The following is a 20,204-nucleotide window of genomic DNA, read 5'->3' as shown; positions in this document are numbered from 1 at the left end:
TTGTCGGGGTTGGTCAGATCGGACATTACGCGCCCTCCCCCTTGGCTTTTTCATCGCCGGGAATGACGTATTTGGCACCTTCCCACGGCGAGAGGAAATCGAAGTCGCGGTATTCCTGAACCAGCTCGACCGGTTCGTAGACGACGCGCTTTTCTTCCTCGTCCCAACGTACCTCGACATAGCCGGAGAGCGGGAAATCCTTGCGCAGCGGGTGGCCGGTAAAGCCGTAATCAGTGAGGATGCGGCGCAGATCCGGGTGGCCGGAAAAGACAATGCCGAACATGTCGAAAGCTTCACGCTCGAACCAGTTGGCGACCGGGAAGATGTCCGACAGCGAAGCCACCGGGGTTTCCTCATCGGTCGAGGTCTTGATCCGGATACGATGGTTCATCGGCATGGACAGGAGGTGATAGACGACCTCGAAGCGCTCGCCACGCTGCGGATAATCGACTCCGCAAATATCAATCAGCGTGGTGAAGCGGCAGGCACGGTCATCGCGCAGGAATTTCCATCAGCTTCGCGATATTCGGCGCTGCCATGGTGATGGTCAGCTCGCCAGTATCCACCGACCATTCACGGATCGCGGAATCCAGCTGGGCCGAAATGTGTTCGCCAAGTTCGTTCAATCGCTCGCTCATCGTTCGATCGACCCTTCCCGGCGGATTTTCTTCTGAAGCTGCAGAATGCCATAGACCAGCGCTTCGGCGGTCGGCGGGCAACCCGGCACGTATACGTCCACCGGAACAATCCGGTCACAGCCGCGCACAACGGCGTAGGAGAAGTGGTAATAGCCACCGCCATTGGCGCAGGAGCCCATGGAGATCACATAGCGCGGCTCCGGCATCTGGTCGTAAACCTTGCGAAGCGCGGGGGCCATCTTGTTGGTGAGCGTGCCGGCGACGATCATCACGTCGGACTGACGCGGGGAAGCGCGCGGCGCAAAGCCGAAGCGCTCGACGTCATAACGCGGCATCGCCGCCTGCATCATCTCGACCGCGCAACAGGCCAGACCGAATGTCATCCACATCAGCGAGCCCGTGCGGGCCCAGGTGATGAGGTCATCGGCCGCGGCGACAACAAAACCCTTGTCGGCCAGCGCATCGGAGACGCCGTCGAAAAACGGATCATGCTTTTTCGCGTCGTAATGCGGGGTAGCGGCACGGCCGGCAGAGCCCGCAGGAATGATGGTGTTTTCAGCCATGATCTACTCCCACTCCAGCGCGCCTTTTTTCCACTCGTAGATGAAGCCCACGGTGAGCACACCGAGGAACACCATCATCGACCAGAAAGCAAAAAGACCGGTCTCGCCCAACGTCACTGCCCACGGAAAGAGGAAGGCCACTTCCAGATCAAAGATAATGAACAGAATTGCGACAAGATAAAAACGGACGTCGAATTTCATTCGGGCATCGTCAAACGCTTCAAACCCGCACTCGTATGTCGAAACTTTTTCCGGATCAGGGCTGGACGGCGCCAGAACCCAGGCGGCCAGCATGAAGCCGATACCCATCGCAGCCGCGATTCCCAGAAAAATGATAATCGGCAAGTATTCGAGCAGAAGCGCATTCATGACGGATCGCCCCGATCAGCTAATGTAAGGGGCCGGCCTACGCAGAATAGCGAGTCAGGCCTGACCAATAGCCCCCACACGGTCGGGCCGGAAGCTAGTGCGAGCCGACATCGCTCGCAAGGCGAAAAGGCGGCTTTTTCTGTGCGAAATCCACGCGCAAGTGCTTGAAGTGCCGTTAGGTGAGAATGGCTTGCAAGTTTGTCCCCGCGGAATCAAAAAAGCCGCCCCCGGGGGAGCGGCTCTTTCAATCGATTCCGGGCCGGATCAGGACGTCGCGACCTTGTCCTGCGTCTTTGTCTCGAAATCCGAAGCCTCATGGCGTTCTAGCAACTGGCTTGAGGGTTCGCCCCAGGCGCGGTTGACCATGCGGCCGCGTTTGACCGCATCACGGGCATACAAATGGTCGGCCCAACGGATGACATTTTTGTATTCGTGGACCGACAGGAACTCACCGGCATCATAGAGCAGGCCCTTGGCCATCGCGCCATACCAGGGGAAAATCGCCATGTCCGCGATCGTGTATTCATCGCCGATGACGTATTCCCGGTCGGCGAGATTGCGGTCGAGCACATCCATCTGGCGTTTGACTTCCATGGCATAGCGGTCAATCGGGTATTGCCATTTCTCCGGCGCATAGGCGTAGAAATGCCCGAAGCCGCCGCCCAGCATAGGCGCCGAGCCCATCTGCCAGAACAGCCAGTTGAAGGTCTCGGCGCGTCTGGCCGGGTCGGTAGGCAGGAATTCGCCAAATTTCTCGGCCAGATAGACGAGGATGGAGCCGGACTCGAAGACGCGTTGGGGTGTTTGGGTGGAATGATCCACCAGCACCGGGATTTTGGAGTTCGGATTGGCCTCAACGAAGCCGGAAGAGAATTGATCGCCCTCATTGATATTGATCAGCCAGGCGTCATATTCCGCAGCCTCATGGCCCTTTGCCAGCAATTCTTCCAGCAATATCGTGGCCTTCACACCGTTCGGCGTTGCCAGCGAATAAAGCTGCAGCGGATGTTTGCCGACGGGCAGATCCTTGTCATGCGTCTTGCCCGCCGTCGGCCGGTTGATATTGGCGAAGCGACCGCCATTGCCCTTTTCCCAGGTCCAGACTTTCGGCGGTGTCCATGAATGCGTATCGGCCATGATGTGCTCTCTTCCATTTCGGGTTCAGCGGCGATGTGATGCGGGATATAGGAAGTTGGCGCAGGGATTAAACCTACGCCCAATCAAACCAACGTGAATACCCTACCAGGCTAAAGGTTTGCGGTCCTGGAAAAACCCGCCCGTCGGGCCGTCGTCGTCCAGCGTTGCCAGCCAGATGGCCGTATCAGCGCCCTCCTCCGGCGACTTCGAGCCGGCTTCGCCTCCCATGCGCGTGCGCACCCAGCCGGGGCACATGGAATTGAGCTTGATACTGGACGGAAGGTCGCGGGCTGCGGCCACGGTCAATCCGTTAAGTGCGGCCTTGGCCAGACCATACGGCCCTGGCCCTGCCAGACCGGAGGCAAATGAGCCCCATTCCGATGACACATTCACTATTCGGCCATAGCCGCGCTCGGCCATGCCGGGCGCAACGCGCCGGATCAACTCATACGGTCCCTTGAGCATAACGGCGATGGCGTCATCAAAGGCTTGCGGATTGTCCAGAACCGGGTCGGTAGAGAGAACGCCGGCATTATTGATCAGCACATCCAGCGGACCGGCCTCTGCGAGAGCCGCATCCATTCCGGATGGATCGCTGACATCAAGCTGGACAAAACGCGCGCCGATCGCCTGAGCAGCCTTCGCCCCTTCATCGGCGTTTCGTGCGCCGATGACGGCATCCAGCCCCTGCGCGATGAGCCCCTTGGCAATGGCGAGCCCGATGCCGCGATTGCCGCCTGTAACCAATGCTGTTCGTTTGCCTGACATCACTCACCTCTTTTGTTTCGATAGCTCCGATCTGGGCAGCCGATAGTCGATTCAAAAGGCAGGTGAATGGAAAAAGCCTGTTTCCAAATTGTCAGGCACTCATATCGGGGCGGAACAACAGAATCGGCACCGGACAGGCGCGGATGATGTGGGTGGTTGTGCTGCCGATGATGAGATTGCGAAGGCGCGAATGGCCATAGGCGCCCATCACCAGAAACTCGATCTCACCGGCTTTCGACTTTTCCGTGAAGATCGTATCGGGATCTCCCGCCACGATCTCGAACGCCGCTGTATAACCCGCCTCACGCAATTTTGCGGCGGCGGCTTCCATCGCTTTCACAAGCGCCTCGCTCGATTCGCCGACATGGAGCAGATGGATCTCCATGCCCTTGAACAATTGTCCCCTGGCGATGTGATCGACGGCCTTGGCGACGCTGGGGCCAGTATCGAACGCGATGGTCGCCCGCTTTGGCGCTTTGAAAGCGCGCGATGTGACGAGAACCGGACGATGCGCGATGCGCACCACACGTTCGAGGTTGGAACCCAGGTGCAACCGGGCAAAATCGGCATGCTCCCCGCGCTTGCCGATAATGATGACCCGGGCATCGTTCTCGACATCCTGAACGGCGTCGAGCAAATCGCCATTGCGCAGCTTGATCTGCACATCCTGACAACCCTTGTCTTCCAGATGGGCTTTGGCCGCATCGACGATCAGCCGGCCGCGTTCGCGAGCCAGCCGCGCGCCTTCCTCATCGTGTCGAGTCAGCTTCTCCAGAAGCTCTGACCGCGCACCGAGCGTCAGGTTTCCAGACAGATTGACCGGGCCGGATCGCCCCGGCCGGTGATCGATGACGTGCAGAAGATCTATGCCGAATCCGGTCTTCTCGGCGACCCAGGCGGCGTGATCGCAGGCAGATTCGCTATAGGCCGAGCCGTCAATCAGTGTGATAATGCGGTCCATGATATGGCTCCTAATGCCCTGCGGCGCGGTCAATGGCGCCCGGCTTGTCGTGCTCGCCCAGGCGATCAACGATCGTCTCGCTGGCTTCATTCATGCCGACCAGATGGACCGTCATGCCTTCGCGGCGGAATTTCAAGACGATGAGATCAATCGCCTGCACGCTGGAAATGTCCCAGATGTGCGCTGATGTGAGATCGATTGTCACTTCGTCGAGGGCTTCCTTGAAATCAAAGGCGTTGGTGAAGGCTTCCGTGGACGCGAAGAAGAGCTGGCCCTCAACGGCATAGGTCCGCGACCGGCCATCATCCGCCAGGGTCGAGGAAATCCTGAATATCCGCGAAATCTTCCAGGCAAAGAAAATGCCCGACAGGAAGACACCAACCATCACGCCAATCGCCAGATTATGGGTCAGGATCACGCCGGCAACCGTGGCCAGCATGACAACGCTGGACGAAAGCGGGTGCGAGCGGAGCGATTTTACGGACGACCACGAGAAGGTCCCGATGGAGACCATGATCATGATGGCGACCAATGCCGGCATGGGGATGGCCGCAATCCAGTCGCCCAGCACAAGGATCATGAAAAGCAAAAAGACGCCTGCCGAAAAAGTCGACAAGCGCCCTCGTCCGCCGGATTTCACATTGATCATGGACTGGCCGATCATCGCGCACCCGGCCATACCGCCGAGAAAGCCGGTGACGATATTGGCCGTACCCTGCCCCACGCATTCGCGGTTCCGGTCGGATGGTGTGTCGGTCAGATCATCGACGATTTGCTGGGTCAGGAGTGATTCCAGCAGGCCGACCGCGGCCACAGCCGCCGAATACGGCAAGATGATCATCAGCGTGTCGAAATTGAATGGAATGTCCGGGATCAGAAAAACCGGCAGCGTGTCCGGCAATTCGCCCATATCGCCAACGGTGCGCACATCCCAGCCGAAATACATGGTCAGGCCTGTCAGCACGAGAATACAGACGAGCGGCGACGGAATGATTTTCGTAAAGCGCGGCAGGATGTAGATGATCGCCAGCCCGGCCGCGACCAGCACATAGGTCAGCCAGGTGACGCCGATCAGTTCCGGCAATTGCGCCATGAAGATCAGGATCGCCAGCGCATTCACAAAGCCGGTCAGCACCGAGCGCGATACAAAGCGCATCAGATTGCCAAGTTTCAGCGCACCGGCCCCAATCTGGATCACACCGGCCAGCACCGTCGCAGCCAGCAGGTATTGCAGGCCATGGTCGCGCACCAGCGTCACCATGAGCACCGCCGTCGCCGCCGTGGCCGCCGAGATCATGCCGGGGCGGCCACCCACAAAGGCAATCAGGACGGCAATTGAGAAGGAGGCATAAAGACCGACCTTGGGATCCACACCGGCAATGATCGAAAAGGCAATCGCTTCGGGGATCAGCGCCAGGGCCACCACAAGCCCGGCGAGCAAATCACCGCGGATATTGCCAAACCATTCCAGCCGGGTCCGTGTCCAGTCAAAAGCGTCGAGTCGAAGAAAATGCATAACGTCCGGTCCGGAATAAGCGGGGCGATAATCGCCGCGTCGCAAAAGAGCGGCGCGTCTAACAGAGCCAGCTTCTGATGGAAACCGGTGATGGTGGGCGGCGGCTATGCGAATTCAGGACGGTGAATTATGCGGCGGACAAATGCGGGTATTCCGTCCCGCGATTCTGGAAGGTGAGAATACCCGGCTTCACTATGACGCCCCGGTCGATATTGATCGCGCGGCGGATGGTTTCATTTTCCTGCCAGCTTTCGCGCCCGTTCACGACGGAGGGCAAGTGCTGAACCAGCGCCGCGGAGATGGATCGCGTGGCGCTTTCCCAGAGATAGCTGGGCGTGTGATCCACCGCATAATAATCGACCTTGCCAACGCGGATCATGGGCTCCTTGAAGGTTGTCGGTACGGCAAAATAAAAGCCCATGCCTTCATCACAACTGACATCAATGATCAGGCAACCGGGCTTCAGGCAATCCTTCTCTGCTTCGGTGACGAAATCAATCGGATGGTCGGGGTCCTGAAATGTGCCGTTCACGATAATGTCGGACTGCCGGATCAGATCACAGAGGTCACTGGTGCCACCGTCATGCTCGATCACCTGCATGCGTGCCTGCCCTTCGCCGCCCTCATGGATGCGGACATAATGGCAATCGAGCACCTCCTCGCGCACTTCGTGATCCGGGCGCTGGATGCAAATCGTGATGTCGCGGAAACCGTGCGCCTTGAGCGCATAAATCGCGCCGCGACTCACCGCGCCAAAGCTGAAGATGATGACTTTGCGCTGATTGCCGTAATGTCCGTCTATGCCCTTCAGGCGCAGCGCATGCAGAACCGCGCAATAGCCGGCCATCTCGTTATTCTTGTAAAAGGTGTGACGGCCCATCTGGCCGGCTCTGCCCCATACAAACATGTCCTCGAATGCTATCAGCGTCTGCTTTCGGTCGATGGCTGTCTGGGTGATGGCGCGCTGCTGGGCACAATGAGGATATCCCCACAAGAGTCCGCCTTCGCGCAGCTCCTCGAGATCCGCCAGTACGGGTTTTGCGATAATGACATGGCCGAGATTTGCGAGCAGATCACGCCGCGAGGCCATGCCGCCCACCTGAGCTTCGATTTCAGCATCGGAAATATCGAATACTGCCCCATAGCCTTCTTCGAAGACCAGGCGCTTGCGGCAGGCTTCGGGGAGTCGCCGCAGATGGTCCGGATGGATGGGAAGGCGTTGTTCGTCGTCCTTTTTAGAGGTCCCGATGACCCCTAAAGTGAGTTGACTCATTGATTGTCCTTTGAGGATCCATCGCGCCGGTCATGTCCCGTGGCGGGTCCAGTCCCATTGGGTGCGCCCTTTCCGGGGCAATAGCAATGGCACGCCGGAAATGAGCAAGAAAAAAGCCGCCCGGTCGGGGCGGCTTTCTTGAAGGAAATGGCGCGAGTGACGGGACTCGAACCCGCGGCCTCCGGCGTGACAGGCCGGTGAAACATCAATGATTTCAATACACCGTTCCGACTAAATGTACCGAAATTCACACTTTTCAGGCTTTCAGAGCGGTTTGAGTCGGAACGGCAATCAATTTGGCTGGCCCAGTTCGACAAGCACTCCATTATGATCGCTTCGTGCTCTACCAGATGCATCATTCGCATCTAGAAGGCTGATGGCCTGACATTCCAATCCCGCCTTCACGGCCACGTGGCAGACCGTCTTTCTATCTAATGGAGGTAGTTTTCCGCGGGTCACGATCGTGTAATCGGAAAACGTTTCTTCCAACTTTTCCAACAGCGACTTTGATCCCCATGCTGATGGAAGTTTACGATTGAAATCGCCAACGATGATGTCTGGCCGATTTTCGGCAGAGCCCGTCAAACATTCATACAACGCGCCGAGAAATAGGCCATGCTGCACCCAGTTCCTTACCCGTTCGGCAGACCCGAAAGGCGTTGCGCGATGATACGGGATGCACAATCCCATTACACGAACCTTTCCGAACTCGGTTGACGTCGTTGCCGTGATGGCTGCCCCGATTTCATTCAGATCATCATGCATGTCGACGTCGCTCCACTCACGCCGACTCCACAGCAGAACTTTCCGTTCGGAGTGGCTGGTTGGACTCCAATTCTGACCAACAACGCCGACAGAATGGCCACCTAGGTCCGATGCGGATGCGTCATGTGCTTCTGTCAGGCAGACAATGTTGGGCTTGATCTCGACAATTTCCGACAAAAGGGATTTTGCCTGCCAAGTCTGCGGACCATGGCGCTCGATGTTCCAATTTAGAAGGGACAGATTGCTGGTCATGCCGCAATGATGTCAGGGCAACGCTGTTTGTTCAATGTCGGGGCATAGTGGGCCCGGAGGTTCGGCTACAAGCAAGCAAAATCAATATGTTGGCAAGGTCATATGGTGTCGAATTGGCCGTTATTGTTCGATAGCGTTCGCGGAAAGTGTCTTCACCGATTCAGCATGAGCTTGGGAAGCTTCTGTCTGACCATCTGTGACAACCCTGAATAAGGCCGTATTGCACGCTATTACAGGCTAATCGGAACATTCGTGAAACGGAATGAACTGGAACAATTGGTCCTGAAACGGATAAAATGTGATTAAGAGTCCCGGAATAGTCCCGGAGCATAGTGGTTGCATTCGATTGCCAATCTCACCAGCACCCCATCTCCATCGTAATCTGCGCTCCATGTCTTCCCAGTGTGTGGTGAGATTTTGCTCACTCAATTTGCCGCCTATTCCATCCAAATGGTGCCTCTCTTGAAATTAAAGCTTCTGTTTTTACAAAAAGTCGTAGAGATTATTGGTGGTGAGGTGCAGGATGATGTACTCGTCAATCGTTTGGGCCTTGTTTGCAGTGACATTCGCTGCGGCTGAAGCCGCACCGGAATTGGAAGCAGCGACAGCACCAGATGCTCGATCCGTTGCGGTTGGTTCCCCCGCCACTGTATTTGCCACCGTCATGAATGTCGGAGATACGACCGCCACCAATTGCCGGGCGGAAACATCGTATGACGATGACAGCCCGACGGTGCTCCAGTATCAAACAGTGAATGGCTCAAACCAGCTAACGGGTATGCCTGATACCCCCGTCGATATTCCCTCTAATGGGCAACAAGGCTTTTTGCTGGCGGTCACGCCTAATGCGCCATTTGCCGGAACGATCCCCTTCGTTTTTGTTTGTGACAATGGACAGGCTCTCGGCCGCCCGGGCATAAATGACCTGTATTTGACGGCGGAGGCCGGTTCTCCGCCCGATTTGGTGACGATTCTCGCCACGCCTTCGGGCGACGGCGTGTTGCGTATACCAACGACGGGCGGTGCGAATGCTGCGGGTGGCGCGGTTATCAATATCGGCTCAGGGATCGCCAATGTAACGGCTAGACCGGTGTTGGTTGGACCAACAGTGAATACAAATGTTTTGATTGAGATTTGCGAGTCCAATCCAGCGACGGGGGCGTGCCTTGCCGCCCGCGCAGGTTCTGTCGATATGGCGATTGGCGGAACCGCTCGTACATTCTCGATATTTGTTCGATCCGACCCCGACTATGGAATTCCCTTCTATCCAGAATTCATTCGGGTTTCGGTCGAATTTCGCGATCAGGGCACGCCGACCGACGACCAACTCCTAAGAGGCGCGAGTTCAGTTGCCTATACGGCACCGGAAACGTCGGTGAGCGAAACAGCAATTCCCTTATTTGGCTCCTATGCGTTTCGGGTCCGGGATGAAGAAAATGATCCCGGCGGCCGTTTTCAGGGAGACGGCATTATCGCATTCGATGAAGATGGCTTGGGTCTGGGCTACATGCCGACACGTTTTGGAGATCAGGTAGTGATCGTTCAAGGCAATTACGATCTTGCCGATGCCAATAACCCGACCTTCGCGGGAACCTTTGAATATCTTCAATACATCACACTCAGGTTTAACACGGGTACAGGGGACCTGACATTTCCCTATCGCATAAATTCCGGGTTCCGCGGACGGTATGTTTATCAGGCAACTCAATCCGACGGGCTGTCTGCGCCCAGTTCACGATCGATCTTCAGTGATACATCTCGTCTGATGGCCATGACGCGCAGAGGGCATAGCTGTCCAGAGTTGTTGAATGCTGAAATGGACGACGTTTACGATGCCTTTCTCGGCATGCCACCGACAGACGGCCAATCACCCGACTTTTCGATTTCCTTGGTTCATTCAAGTAGAGAAGCAGATGTAGTTGCCGGATTGGAATATTCCGTCACGCCCGGCGTGGGCGGCATCAGCGCCACGGGTGGCGCCATGGATCAGACATTCGTGGGCAATGGTTTGTTCGCATCACCGATATCGGGTTTTGGGAATTTGCGATTACCCGATGGAAACGGAGGCACTACAGAAGTGGTCACGGAACATGCATTCGTTGCGGATTGCACCAAAGATAATTTCATTGTCGTCGTGCAGTCGGGAAGTGTTGGCTACACAATTCATTTTCGAAAACGCCAATCGCAAGAGATGTAGGTTGGGCCCTATTGGGTTTTACCGATCGCCGTCGGTTTGATCTGCAACCCTCGGCTCCCTCGTTTATTGAGAGCCACCCCGTTCCAACTGCCGTCGGCAACTTGCAATCCAACGCTAATCCCGCCGAACATCAACCGCGATTGGACAATGATCTGACGGTTGTCGATCCGGTTCTTCTGCAAATGTTATCTCGTTGAAGCTGCCCATCACATAGGCATCGTATGCCGCATCGTTGAACACGATGAAGTCGATGAATTCGCGATATCGTGGATTACAGCGGGGACCAGTCCCCTCGCCGGCAATGTGAAGCCGTGACGGGCTCCCATCATTCAGATCATTCCAAAATTCATCACCGGGGGCTTCCAGACGGCGATTGAAATCCCCTGCCATGATCACTCGATGACCATCCGCAGATCGTTGATCGATCCAAGTTTCCAAGACGCCGAGCTGTTCAAACAGAATGGGACAAGCATCTCGGTCCTGCCCAGTGAAACAACCTGATTTCAGGTGAAGGCTGATGAGCTCAATTGGATGATCTCCTTCAAGGGTCACACGAACCCCCGGCCGAAGCCCACCGTACCCTTCAACATCCAACGTGTTCAGGTCAGGTAGCCGCCGATGCTCGATGCCATCGCGAACAACGATGGCGGTTCTTTGCATTCCAAGGCGTTGATCAGGATTGTCGTAACAGGCGGGCCAATTGGTATCGGGAATGGCGCGATCATCGACGTAAATCGCCCATCCATCACCGAACACACGTGCAATTGCCGCCTCGTTCTCGACCTCCTGTAGGAACCAGATATCGGCGTCCACTTGATCGATGTAGGTCCGCATCACCGCATAATCGTCATCGGTCCGTGCCCGACACCCCTCGCCATTGTCATCCGCCAAGTGTTCGACATTCCATGCTGCCAGACGGACTGTGTCGTTGGATGATGATGAGGGGGTGACGGGTTGATCCGTTAAAGGAGCAGTGCAGCCTGATACCAGAATACACAGCGGGGTGACAAAAAATAGCGCTGTTTTGCGGAGCATCATCACAGTTTCGCTTCCCATTCGATTGCGGGATCATGCGGGTCGCAGGTCATAGCGCCGAATGTTCCCCGTCAGCACCTATGGCACAGAATTGGGGTTGTGATTTAAGGAGGATTTGGTTCTCGTCGTAATGACCAAGGAATGAAGATGAGAGCCAAATCTACAAAGTCCAAAAAGCCTGCAGATCGTGAGGTAAAGGACATCCGCCGGGCAACGCGGCGACACTTCTCGGCTGAAGACAAGATCAGGATCGTGCTGGAAGGCCTGCGCGGTGACGACAGCATCGCCGAGCTATGCCGCAAGGAAGGCATTGCGCAGAGCCTGTATTACACATGGTCGAAGGAGTTCATGGAGGCTGGCAAACGCCGGCTTGCCGGTGACACTGCGCGTGCAGCCACCAGCGATGAGGTCAAGGATCTGCGCCATCAGGCGCGTGATCTCAAAGAATGCGTGGCTGATCTGACGCTGGAGAACCGTCTGCTCAAAAAAAGGGTGGTGTCAGACAAAAGCGAACTGGTCTCCGTTTTCCAGGGAAGTCGAGGGCTAGGCGGCGAGCTGCCGCCATTCGGCCAGCGCGATTTGCCGGTTCTCTTTGAACCAGTTTCGGTCGTTGATGTGGCGCTCTAAATTGAAGTGATTGTGGACGGAGGAATGGACGGCGGCGAACTTCTGAAGACTTCGCATTCGCCTGAATCTGAGCATCGCCCGTTCGCGTCTACGAAACGGAAGATGTGAGTTTTCGGCCCTGTTGTTGAGCCACCTCCCAACGTCCTGTTTGTCTTCATTTCCGAGGACCTTCATCGCGGCTCGATAGGACTTCAATCTATCAGTCACGATGGCTTCCGGGTTGCCGTATCGCTTCATCGCTTTGCGCAGAAACTTCAATGCAGCATGGCGATCCCGGCGTTTAGTCACATACGCTTCCAGTACTTCGCCTTCATGATCGACGGCGCGCCAGAGGTAGTGCGTCTTGCCGTTTATCTTCACGAAAACTTCGTCCAGATGCCATTGCCACTGTGCCCAGGCGCGCATTCGCTCGGCTCGTCTTCGTCTGATCTCGGAGGCGAACATCGGGCCGAACCGGTTCCACCAGAACCGCACCGTTTCGTGACTCAGATCGATGCCACGCTCGTGGAGCAAGTCTTCGACATTCCGAAGCGACAGCGGAAACCGAACATACATCATCACCGCAAGTCGGATGACCTCAGGTGACGTTTTGAAATAGCGGAACGGATTTCTCATTCGCCGAAAATACCGGCTCAGCCGCTAACAACGAGTTTCTTCTGACAACGCCTCGGAACGGGTTCTTCATGCGCCCAAATTATCGGTCAACCCGATAACAGGCCGTTTCCTCTGACAGGACCCTCGAGCAGGTCTTCGGATGACCACGAAGCCGTCCACGAAATTGAAATACTATCGTCTTCGTCGAAACCGGGCATTTTTCGAACCGGGACCAGTTCGAGCAAAAAGTGCGGGTTGGTTCCGTCATGACGGAACGCCAAAATCCACAATCCCATTGGGTTTAGCAGGTGACAACGCCGAACAGGAAGCCTTACGGCTATATCATTTGCTATGTCGTGATCTGGGCAAGACCGTTCCCAAAGATGCCCCTGAGCGGCCGCGATACCCAATAGGATCGTTTGGCCATTTCGTAACCGAATGGAAGAAGAGCGACGTGTGGGCGGATATGGCCCCGCGAACGCGAGAGGATTATGATCGAGCTTGGCCTAAAATCGAAAAACGTTTCGCTCACACACCGATTTTGAATATTACCGCGGCCAAAAGTGCTTCTTTCCACCGGGAAATGAAGCTGTTGGAACAATCCGGCCAATTGTCACCGTCCATGCGATTTCGCATCCTGAAGGTCTGGCGTTCATTACTCTCACAGGCTGAAGCAATAGGCGTGTTTACCAAAGCGCCGATCGGAAGGATCAGCAATTCTCAAGCTAAAGGGTCGTCGGCATATTGGTTTGCCGATGAAATTGATCTGCTGATCAGTGCGGCGGCTGACAACGGTTATCATGGCATGGCACTAGCCATCCAGATCGGTTGGGAAACGCTATTGTCACCATGCGACGTTCGCTGTCTGTCAAAAAGTCGTTTGAAACTAATGCAGGCGGGCGATGGTTACGTTGACACCAACCGTCTGAAAACCGGCAAACAAGCCCTCCCCTTTGTTTCATGTAACCTAATGTCTGCGATCTCAGAATATATCGGATCGCTGGACGTAGAACTGGGTGATGAAGAGCCGATCATCCGGATGCAATCTGGTGCACCATTTAAAAATAAAGACACCTTCGCGAAAGACTTCCGCAAGGTCCGCAGCCTTGTCTTCACGGGCGACAAACGCACCTTCAAAGATATCCGTCGATCTGGAAATCTCGAGGCCGACTTGGGTGGTGCATCGGCAGAGGATCGCGCTGAACTTCTCGCTAACAGTCTTCACAAGAATGGGTTTCTCGAAGCCACTTACACACCACCGACTGTAGCCCGCGGAATGAAGATTCGGGACAACCGAGCTTCTGGACGAAACCTGCTCAAAGCCGAAAAAGAAGCCAAGAGTCGGAACAATGATGAAAAATAGATTCGGAATAAGTCGGAACGGCGCGCGCCACTTCCTACAATATATTGATTTTATTGAAGGAAATGGCGCGAGTGACGGGACTCGAACCCGCGGCCTCCGGCGTGACAGGCCGGCGCTCTAACCAACTGAGCTACACCCGCTTGGCCATTCCATCCCTTTCGGGAAGGCCGGTTGTCTACGCAAGGCCGTGGCAGTGGTCAAGCGGGTTTGGCGGTGTTGTGCAGACCATTGCAGCGATACGCTTACCCCGCTTTCGGCTGTGATGGGTCTGGCCCGGCGTTTGGCACAATCTATTGCCCAATCCGCTCTTCAATCTGGCCGGATCATCCACACTTAAGGTGCCCGGGCCGCGCGCAAAGGAAACAATGAAAAGGCGTCCGCCTCCGCTAAAGCTACGGCGTGACAGCCTTCGCTCGGTCAGATGCTGGCTTGCCCAGCCGAAGCTCGCGCCAGCGAGCGAATACGCTATCAGAGCCGCTTGCGCGCAAAGGCCCGTCCCGATCCTGATTTGAGATATTTTTCAAAATCAGCCGCGCGTTGTCTTTCATTGAAAGCAATGAATGTCCGAAGGATCCAAGGTCTGAATTTCGCGGTATGTGATACTGATCCGGAGTTGTGTTTTGCCAACCGTCGCTCGACGTCATCCGTCAGACCGACATAGAAGTGGTGACCGCTTTCGGATTCGAGAACATAGACGAAATGCAAATCCGGTCCGCCTCCGCTGAAGCTACGGCGTGACAGCCTTCGCTCTTGCTCCTGGCTTGCCCAGCCGAAGCTCTCGAAGAGAGCGAAGGCCCCTGCCGGGGCATTCCGCGCCTAAATTTGATCCACCGGATCAAATTTTCTGCCACGGCAGACCGTCTTGGAATGGTGGGCGGTGAGGGGTTCGAACCCCCGACCCTCTCGGTGTAAACGAGATGCTCTCCCAGCTGAGCTAACCGCCCGGTTGATCGCTAGATAGACTCTTTATTCGCGTTCGTGAAGTACCGATGACGGTGCCAGCCGATCTGCGCCGTAACACCCGAGCACGCGCAGCCGCGTTGTGCAGTTTTCGAGCTCGGTCAGGGCGCGTTTGCACTCCGGTGTGTTCATATTGGACTCGATATCGAGGAAGAACATCTCCTCCCACGGCGCGCCGGGGACCGGACGGCTTTCCAGCCGCGCCAGATTGATTCCCCCGTCCCGGAAGGCGGCCAATCCGTCGACGAGTGCGCCGGGCGTGTGCTTGGTGGCAAAGACGATGGTGGTCTTGCATGGCAGGCCGGGCGCTGGCGGTTTGGGCGATTTCGCGAGCGAAACGAAACGCGTGTAGTTTTCACCGGCATCGCTGGCCTGGTCATCAATCACATTCAGACCGAACAGGCGGGCCGCATCGGCGCCGGCAATCGCAGCGGTCTGGCCGCCCTCCTCCATGGCGTGTTCCAGCGCCCGCGTCGACGAGCTGGCAAAGCGCTGGGTGACCCCCTCAAGCCCCGACAGGAATCGGCGGCACTGGGCCAGAGCCTGCGGGTGGCCGTAAATCGTGGAAATGCCACTCAGCGATTTGCCCCGGCCGACGACGCAATGCCGGACGCGGTAATGATGCTCTCCGGCGATCTCCAGCTGTGTGTCCAGAAGGAGGTCATAGACTTCGTTGATGCTGCCGGTCGTGGTGTTTTCAATCGGCAGGAAGGCGTAATCGGCTTCTCCCTCTTCAACAGCGCGAACAATGGATCCAAAATCGCGGCGCACGACAGGTGCCATGGCCGAATGCCGGCCCGCAAAGTGGGCCTGCGCCGCAAAATGAGAATAGCTGCCGGGACCGCCCAGATAGGCCACCCGCGCCTCGCCTTCCGCTTCGACCGCCCGTGCATCCAGTTCGGCGCGTTGACCGCTGAGGGAGAGCTCGATCAGCGTCTGGTAAAGGCGCTCGACGGCGGACGGGTCGAGCCCGAGTGCGGCGCCATTCTCGATGGCCGCCCGGAGCACGTCCCGCTCCCGGGCCGTGTCGCGCACAGCGGCACCGCTCTGCGCCTTGGCGCGGGCGACCTGAATGCCAAGCGAGGCCCGCTTTGCACACAGACGTAAAATATCGCGATCCGTGTCGTCGATCTCGGCGCGCAAATTCTCCAGCGTATTTTTCGGCATGTCCGGCCCATCCTGCTTCTGCGTGATCGTTAGCAGGTGCAGCAAAAATGGAAAGGCGCGGTTGCAACACAATAAAAAACGCCGCCCCGTTTCCGGAGCGGCGTTTTTGTCTGTTCGCTATTGCCGGTCAGTGGGCAATGGGGCTGCCTGCTGCCGTGCCGCCTGGTGGTGAGGTCGAAAGGGCGGCCAGAGCCGCATCATCCGCCTCTGTCCATTCGGCCGGAATAATCGGGCTCACCAGAGCGTTCTCCAGGACTTCCTCGACCGTGGATACCGGAACGATGGTCAGACCGGCCTTCACATTGTCGGGAATCTCGGCAAGATCCTTTTCATTCTCGGACGGGATCAGCACGGTTTTCACGCCGCCGCGAAGGGCTGCGAGCAGCTTTTCCTTCAGTCCACCGATGGGCAATACACGGCCGCGCAATGTAATCTCACCCGTCATGGCGACATCCTTGCGGACCGGGATCTGATTGAGCACCGACACGATGGCGGTCATCATGCCGATACCCGCAGACGGGCCATCCTTTGGCGTTGCGCCTTCCGGCACATGGACGTGAATGTCCGTCGCCCGGAAGACAGTGGGCTTCACGCCCAGCTTGGGCGCCCTCGCCTGCACGAAGGAATTGGCCGCCGAAATCGACTCCTTCATCACATCGCGCAGATTTCCGGTGACGGTCATCTTGCCACGACCCGCCATCTTGACGGCTTCGATAGTGAGGAGATCGCCACCCACCTCGGTCCAGGCGAGACCGGTGACCACACCGATCTGGTCTTCGCCCTCGGTTTCGCCAAAGCGATGTTTGCGGACACCCGCAAAGTCGCCGAGATTGTCCGACGTGATGGTGACGGACTTCGTTTCGCCGCCTTCAATCTTGCGCACGGATTTCCGGGCGAGATTGGCGAGTTCACGTTCCAGGCTGCGGACACCCGCTTCACGCGTGTAATAGCGGATCAGATCGCGGATGGCGCTCTCCTCTACCGAAAACTCTTCCGGTTTGAGCGCATGGTTCTTGATCTGCTTGGGCAGCAAATGCCGCGTTGCAATCTCGACCTTCTCGTCTTCGGTATAACCCGCGATCCGGATGATCTCCATCCGGTCGAGAAGCGGCTGGGGCATGTTCAGCGAGTTCGCCGTGGTGACGAACATGATGTCGGACAGATCATAATCCACTTCCAGATAGTGATCTGCGAAGGTGGAGTTCTGTTCCGGGTCCAGCACTTCCAGCAAGGCCGCCGACGGGTCGCCGCGATAGTCCGCGCCCAGCTTGTCGATCTCGTCCAACAGGAAAAGCGGGTTGGTCGATTTCTTCTTCTTCAGCGCCTGAATGATACGGCCCGGCATGGAACCGATATAGGTCCGGCGGTGACCGCGGATTTCCGCTTCATCACGCACGCCGCCAAGCGACATCCGCACGAATTCACGCCCGGTTGACCGGGCGATGGACTTGCCAAGCGATGTCTTGCCGACACCGGGAGGGCCCACCAGACAGAGTATAGGGCCCTTCAGCTTCTTGGCGCGTGCCTGCACGGCCAGATGCTCGAGAATGCGCTCCTTGACCTTGTCGAGGCCATAGTGGTCCGCATTCAGCGTGTCCTCGGCCTTCTTGAGATCGTGCTTGATGCGCTTGCGCTTGCCCCACGGCAGAGACGTCATCCAGTCGAGGTAATTGCGCACAACCGTCGCTTCCGCAGACATCGGGCTCATCTGCTTGAGCTTGCGGAATTCCGCATCCGCCTTTTCACGAGCCTCCTTGGAGAGTTTGGTCTTCTCGATCTTTGCCTCGATCTCGGCCATCTCTTCGCGGCTGTCATCGGGCTCACCCAGCTCGCGCTGAATCGCCTTCATCTGCTCGTTGAGATAATATTCGCGCTGCGTCTTCTCCATCTGGCGTTTGACGCGGCTGCGGATTTTCTTCTCGACCTGCAGAACCGAAATCTCGCCTTCCATCAGGCCCATCACCTGCTCCAGACGGCGCGCCACATCGCGCTGTTCCAGAAGGTTCTGTTTCTCGGCAATCTTGACGGCAAGGTGTGCGGAAATCGCGTCGGCCAGCTTCGCCGGATCGGTGACTTCCTTGATGGTCGCCAGAGCGTCCGGCGGCACTTTCTTGTTCAGTTTGACATAGTCGTCAAACTTCACGGCCGCGGCACGCATCAGCGCCTCCATCTCGGCGGCGTCGCCGATATCCTCATTGAGGAGCGTCGCTTCAGCCTCGAAATAGGCGGCATTATCGAGGAAGCGCTCGATTTCGATGCGTGAACCACCCTCGACCAGCACCTTGACCGTGCCGTCGGGCAGTTTCAGCAATTGCAGGACAGACGCCAGGACGCCGATGGTGTGAATATTCCCGGTCGACGGATCGTCGTCGCCGGCATTTTTCTGGGTGGCGAGCAAAATCTGCTTGTCGGCCCGCATTACCTCTTCCAGCGCGGCGACGGATTTCTCGCGGCCGACGAAGAGCGGCACGATCATGTGTGGAAACACAACAATGTCGCGCAGGGGCAAGAGCGGAAGGATTTTGGTCTCGGTCATATGCGTCTGAACTCCTGACAAATAAGCCGCCGTCGCATCATGCTGATACGATTCGCAGCCTTGCAAGCGCGCCGATTACGCGTCTTGCACAGCTTTCCCAGCTTGAAATCTAAATGGTTGTCGCCGCGCCGGTATTCAACCGCTTATCTGCGCGAAACAGTCAGGAGGCGGTTGGCCGCTTGTCTTTTTTCTCTGACGCTTCGTTCTCGACATAGATAAAGAGCGGTTTCGCACCGCCATTGACCACATCTGCGTTGACAACCACTTCATCCACACCTTCAAGGCCCGGAAGGTCGAACATGGTCTCCAGCAGAATGCCTTCCATGATCGAGCGCAGACCGCGCGCGCCGGTTTTACGCGTGATGGCCTTCTTGGCGATGGCAGCATAGGCGTCTTCGGTGAAGGTCAGCGTCGCGCCTTCCATCTCGAACAGGCGCTGATACTGCTTCACAAGTGCGTTTTTCGGCTCGGTCAGGATCTCGATCAGAGCGTCTTCATCCAGATCTTCCAGCGTGGCGATCACCGGCAAACGGCCTACGAATTCCGGAATCAGACCGAAACGCTGCAAATCATCTGGTTCACATTCACGCAGAATGTCGCCCGTGCGGCGATCATCGGCGTCCTTCACATCCGCACCAAAGCCGATGGAGGAGCCTTTGCCGCGTTGTGAGATCACCTTCTCGAGGCCTGCGAATGCACCGCCGACGATGAAGAGAATGTTGGTCGTGTCCACTTGCAGAAATTCCTGCTGCGGATGCTTGCGGCCCCCTTGCGGCGGCACGGAAGCGACTGTGCCTTCCATGATCTTCAGCAAGGCCTGCTGCACGCCCTCACCCGAAACATCACGGGTGATGGACGGATTGTCGGACTTGCGGGAAATCTTGTCGATTTCATCGATATAGACGATGCCGCGCTGGGCGCGTTCGACATTGTAGTCGGCGGACTGAAGCAATTTCAGAACGATATTCTCGACATCCTCGCCCACATAACCGGCCTCGGTCAGCGTGGTGGCATCGGCCATCGTGAACGGTACATCAATGATCCGCGCGAGCGTCTGGGCCAGAAGCGTTTTACCGCAACCGGTCGGCCCGATCAGCAGGATGTTGGATTTCGACAGCTCGACATCCTGATTCTGGGTGGCGTGATTGAGACGCTTGTAATGATTGTGGACCGCGACCGAAAGAACGCGCTTGGCCCAATCCTGGCCAATGACATAATCGTTCAGGACCTTGTATATCTCGGTCGGCGTGGGCACGCCTTCCTTGCCCTTGACCAGCGAGGTCTTGTTTTCCTCGCGAATGATGTCCATGCAAAGCTCGACACATTCATCGCAAATGAAGACGGTTGGTCCGGCGATCAGCTTGCGAACTTCGTGCTGACTTTTGCCGCAAAACGAACAGTAGAGCGTATTCTTGGCTTCGCCGCCGTTATTTGATGACTTGCTCATTTCCCCACCTGTTCGTCACTCCGACACGTCACACAA

At 56.8% G+C, this 20,204-nt stretch carries 16 protein-coding genes, 2 tRNA genes and 2 pseudogenes; 3 read left to right on the top strand and 17 right to left on the bottom strand.

What is annotated here, in order from left to right; translation table 11 throughout:
* Window positions 1-25: 25 nt before the first annotated feature.
* The 9 genes and pseudogenes from HXX25_RS04340 to HXX25_RS04300 all read right to left on the bottom strand — a co-directional run bounded on the left by HXX25_RS04340 (window position 26) and on the right by HXX25_RS04300 (window position 8,242).
* Window positions 26-638, bottom strand: a pseudogene (locus tag HXX25_RS04340) (NADH-quinone oxidoreductase subunit C).
* Entirely contained in the window at window positions 635-1,201 is a 567-nt protein-coding gene (locus HXX25_RS04335) for an NADH-quinone oxidoreductase subunit B family protein (RefSeq protein ID WP_187167287.1), read from the bottom strand. Before HXX25_RS04335 ends, HXX25_RS04340 begins: the two are co-directional and overlap by 4 nt.
* A 3-nt stretch (window positions 1,202-1,204) precedes the next feature.
* On the bottom strand, window positions 1,205-1,570 hold the full coding sequence (locus HXX25_RS04330; RefSeq protein WP_187167286.1) for an NADH-quinone oxidoreductase subunit A: 366 nt from the start codon (window positions 1,568-1,570) through the stop codon (window positions 1,205-1,207).
* Window positions 1,571-1,834: 264 nt separating this feature from the next.
* Window positions 1,835-2,707, bottom strand: coding sequence for a glutathione-dependent disulfide-bond oxidoreductase (gene yghU, locus HXX25_RS04325; RefSeq protein WP_187167285.1), 873 nt, complete (start codon window positions 2,705-2,707; stop codon window positions 1,835-1,837).
* 102 nt (window positions 2,708-2,809) lie between these two features.
* Entirely contained in the window at window positions 2,810-3,475 is a 666-nt protein-coding gene (locus tag HXX25_RS04320) for an SDR family NAD(P)-dependent oxidoreductase (protein WP_187167284.1), read from the bottom strand.
* Window positions 3,476-3,566: 91 nt separating this feature from the next.
* On the bottom strand, window positions 3,567-4,436 hold the full coding sequence (locus HXX25_RS04315) for a universal stress protein (protein WP_187167283.1): 870 nt from the start codon (window positions 4,434-4,436) through the stop codon (window positions 3,567-3,569).
* A gap of 10 nt (window positions 4,437-4,446) precedes the next feature.
* Complete coding sequence (locus tag HXX25_RS04310; RefSeq protein WP_187167282.1) at window positions 4,447-5,952, bottom strand: SulP family inorganic anion transporter; 1,506 nt, start codon at window positions 5,950-5,952, stop codon at window positions 4,447-4,449.
* 127 nt (window positions 5,953-6,079) lie between these two features.
* Window positions 6,080-7,225 carry a N(5)-(carboxyethyl)ornithine synthase gene (locus HXX25_RS04305; RefSeq protein ID WP_187167281.1) on the bottom strand — a complete coding sequence of 382 codons (1,146 nt, stop codon included), beginning with the start codon at window positions 7,223-7,225 and terminating at the stop codon, window positions 6,080-6,082.
* Window positions 7,226-7,516: 291 nt separating this feature from the next.
* On the bottom strand, window positions 7,517-8,242 hold the full coding sequence (locus HXX25_RS04300) for an endonuclease/exonuclease/phosphatase family protein (RefSeq protein WP_187167280.1): 726 nt from the start codon (window positions 8,240-8,242) through the stop codon (window positions 7,517-7,519).
* 550 nt (window positions 8,243-8,792) lie between these two features.
* Here HXX25_RS04300 and HXX25_RS04295 point away from each other — a divergent pair.
* Window positions 8,793-10,439, top strand: coding sequence for a hypothetical protein (locus HXX25_RS04295; RefSeq protein WP_233346876.1), 1,647 nt, complete (start codon window positions 8,793-8,795; stop codon window positions 10,437-10,439).
* Between the two features lie 114 nt (window positions 10,440-10,553).
* On the opposite strand, the gene HXX25_RS04290 is transcribed toward HXX25_RS04295, so the two are convergent.
* The gene (locus HXX25_RS04290; RefSeq protein WP_187167278.1) at window positions 10,554-11,477 is read right to left on the bottom strand and encodes an endonuclease/exonuclease/phosphatase family protein; all 924 of its coding nucleotides are present in this window, start codon (window positions 11,475-11,477) and stop codon (window positions 10,554-10,556) included.
* 144 nt (window positions 11,478-11,621) lie between these two features.
* On the opposite strand from HXX25_RS04290, the pseudogene HXX25_RS04285 reads away from it, so the two are divergent.
* Window positions 11,622-11,966: pseudogene (locus tag HXX25_RS04285) on the top strand (transposase); the annotation flags it as partial.
* Window positions 11,967-12,017: 51 nt separating this feature from the next.
* On the opposite strand, the gene HXX25_RS04280 reads toward HXX25_RS04285, so the two are convergent.
* The gene (locus HXX25_RS04280; RefSeq protein ID WP_187167277.1) at window positions 12,018-12,716 is read right to left on the bottom strand and encodes an IS6 family transposase; all 699 of its coding nucleotides are present in this window, start codon (window positions 12,714-12,716) and stop codon (window positions 12,018-12,020) included.
* A 139-nt stretch (window positions 12,717-12,855) separates the two neighbouring features.
* On the opposite strand from HXX25_RS04280, the gene HXX25_RS04275 reads away from it, so the two are divergent.
* Window positions 12,856-14,058, top strand: coding sequence for a hypothetical protein (locus HXX25_RS04275; protein ID WP_187167276.1), 1,203 nt, complete (start codon window positions 12,856-12,858; stop codon window positions 14,056-14,058).
* Window positions 14,059-14,121: 63 nt separating this feature from the next.
* Here HXX25_RS04275 and HXX25_RS04270 read toward each other — a convergent pair.
* The 6 genes from HXX25_RS04270 to clpX all read right to left on the bottom strand — a co-directional run bounded on the left by HXX25_RS04270 (window position 14,122) and on the right by clpX (window position 20,168).
* Window positions 14,122-14,198, bottom strand: a tRNA-Asp gene (locus tag HXX25_RS04270).
* Between the two features lie 328 nt (window positions 14,199-14,526).
* On the bottom strand, window positions 14,527-14,763 hold the full coding sequence (locus HXX25_RS04265) for a GIY-YIG nuclease family protein (RefSeq protein ID WP_187167275.1): 237 nt from the start codon (window positions 14,761-14,763) through the stop codon (window positions 14,527-14,529).
* Between the two features lie 163 nt (window positions 14,764-14,926).
* Window positions 14,927-15,002, bottom strand: a tRNA-Val gene (locus HXX25_RS04260).
* Between the two features lie 22 nt (window positions 15,003-15,024).
* The gene (locus tag HXX25_RS04255; RefSeq protein WP_187167274.1) at window positions 15,025-16,185 is read right to left on the bottom strand and encodes a prephenate dehydratase domain-containing protein; all 1,161 of its coding nucleotides are present in this window, start codon (window positions 16,183-16,185) and stop codon (window positions 15,025-15,027) included.
* 127 nt (window positions 16,186-16,312) lie between these two features.
* The gene (gene lon, locus HXX25_RS04250; protein ID WP_187167273.1) at window positions 16,313-18,721 is read right to left on the bottom strand and encodes an endopeptidase La; all 2,409 of its coding nucleotides are present in this window, start codon (window positions 18,719-18,721) and stop codon (window positions 16,313-16,315) included.
* A gap of 160 nt (window positions 18,722-18,881) precedes the next feature.
* Window positions 18,882-20,168 (bottom strand): ATP-dependent Clp protease ATP-binding subunit ClpX, encoded by a 1,287-nt coding sequence (clpX, locus tag HXX25_RS04245; RefSeq protein WP_187167272.1) that lies wholly within the window; start codon window positions 20,166-20,168, stop codon window positions 18,882-18,884.
* Window positions 20,169-20,204: the final 36 nt, after the last annotated feature.

The sequence above is a fragment of the Hyphobacterium sp. CCMP332 genome, from assembly GCF_014323565.1.
Taxonomy (GTDB): domain Bacteria; phylum Pseudomonadota; class Alphaproteobacteria; order Caulobacterales; family Maricaulaceae; genus Hyphobacterium.
The sequence above is the reverse complement of the archived record's forward strand: the minus strand, read 5'-3'. Positions and strand labels throughout refer to the sequence as shown.

Coding starts and splice junctions, on each gene's coding strand:
- HXX25_RS04305 (WP_187167281.1), bottom strand. CDS start 7,225: ATGAGTCAACTCACTTTAGGGGTCATCGGGACCTCTAAAAAGGACGAC.
- HXX25_RS04290 (WP_187167278.1), bottom strand. CDS start 11,477: ATGATGCTCCGCAAAACAGCGCTATTTTTTGTCACCCCGCTGTGTATT.
- HXX25_RS04320 (WP_187167284.1), bottom strand. CDS start 3,475: ATGTCAGGCAAACGAACAGCATTGGTTACAGGCGGCAATCGCGGCATC.
- HXX25_RS04335 (WP_187167287.1), bottom strand. CDS start 1,201: ATGGCTGAAAACACCATCATTCCTGCGGGCTCTGCCGGCCGTGCCGCT.
- HXX25_RS04280 (WP_187167277.1), bottom strand. CDS start 12,716: ATGAGAAATCCGTTCCGCTATTTCAAAACGTCACCTGAGGTCATCCGA.
- HXX25_RS04300 (WP_187167280.1), bottom strand. CDS start 8,242: ATGACCAGCAATCTGTCCCTTCTAAATTGGAACATCGAGCGCCATGGT.
- HXX25_RS04275 (WP_187167276.1), top strand. CDS start 12,856: ATGACCACGAAGCCGTCCACGAAATTGAAATACTATCGTCTTCGTCGA.
- clpX (WP_187167272.1), bottom strand. CDS start 20,168: ATGAGCAAGTCATCAAATAACGGCGGCGAAGCCAAGAATACGCTCTAC.
- HXX25_RS04315 (WP_187167283.1), bottom strand. CDS start 4,436: ATGGACCGCATTATCACACTGATTGACGGCTCGGCCTATAGCGAATCT.
- lon (WP_187167273.1), bottom strand. CDS start 18,721: ATGACCGAGACCAAAATCCTTCCGCTCTTGCCCCTGCGCGACATTGTT.
- yghU (WP_187167285.1), bottom strand. CDS start 2,707: ATGGCCGATACGCATTCATGGACACCGCCGAAAGTCTGGACCTGGGAA.
- HXX25_RS04330 (WP_187167286.1), bottom strand. CDS start 1,570: ATGAATGCGCTTCTGCTCGAATACTTGCCGATTATCATTTTTCTGGGA.
- HXX25_RS04255 (WP_187167274.1), bottom strand. CDS start 16,185: ATGCCGAAAAATACGCTGGAGAATTTGCGCGCCGAGATCGACGACACG.
- HXX25_RS04310 (WP_187167282.1), bottom strand. CDS start 5,952: ATGCATTTTCTTCGACTCGACGCTTTTGACTGGACACGGACCCGGCTG.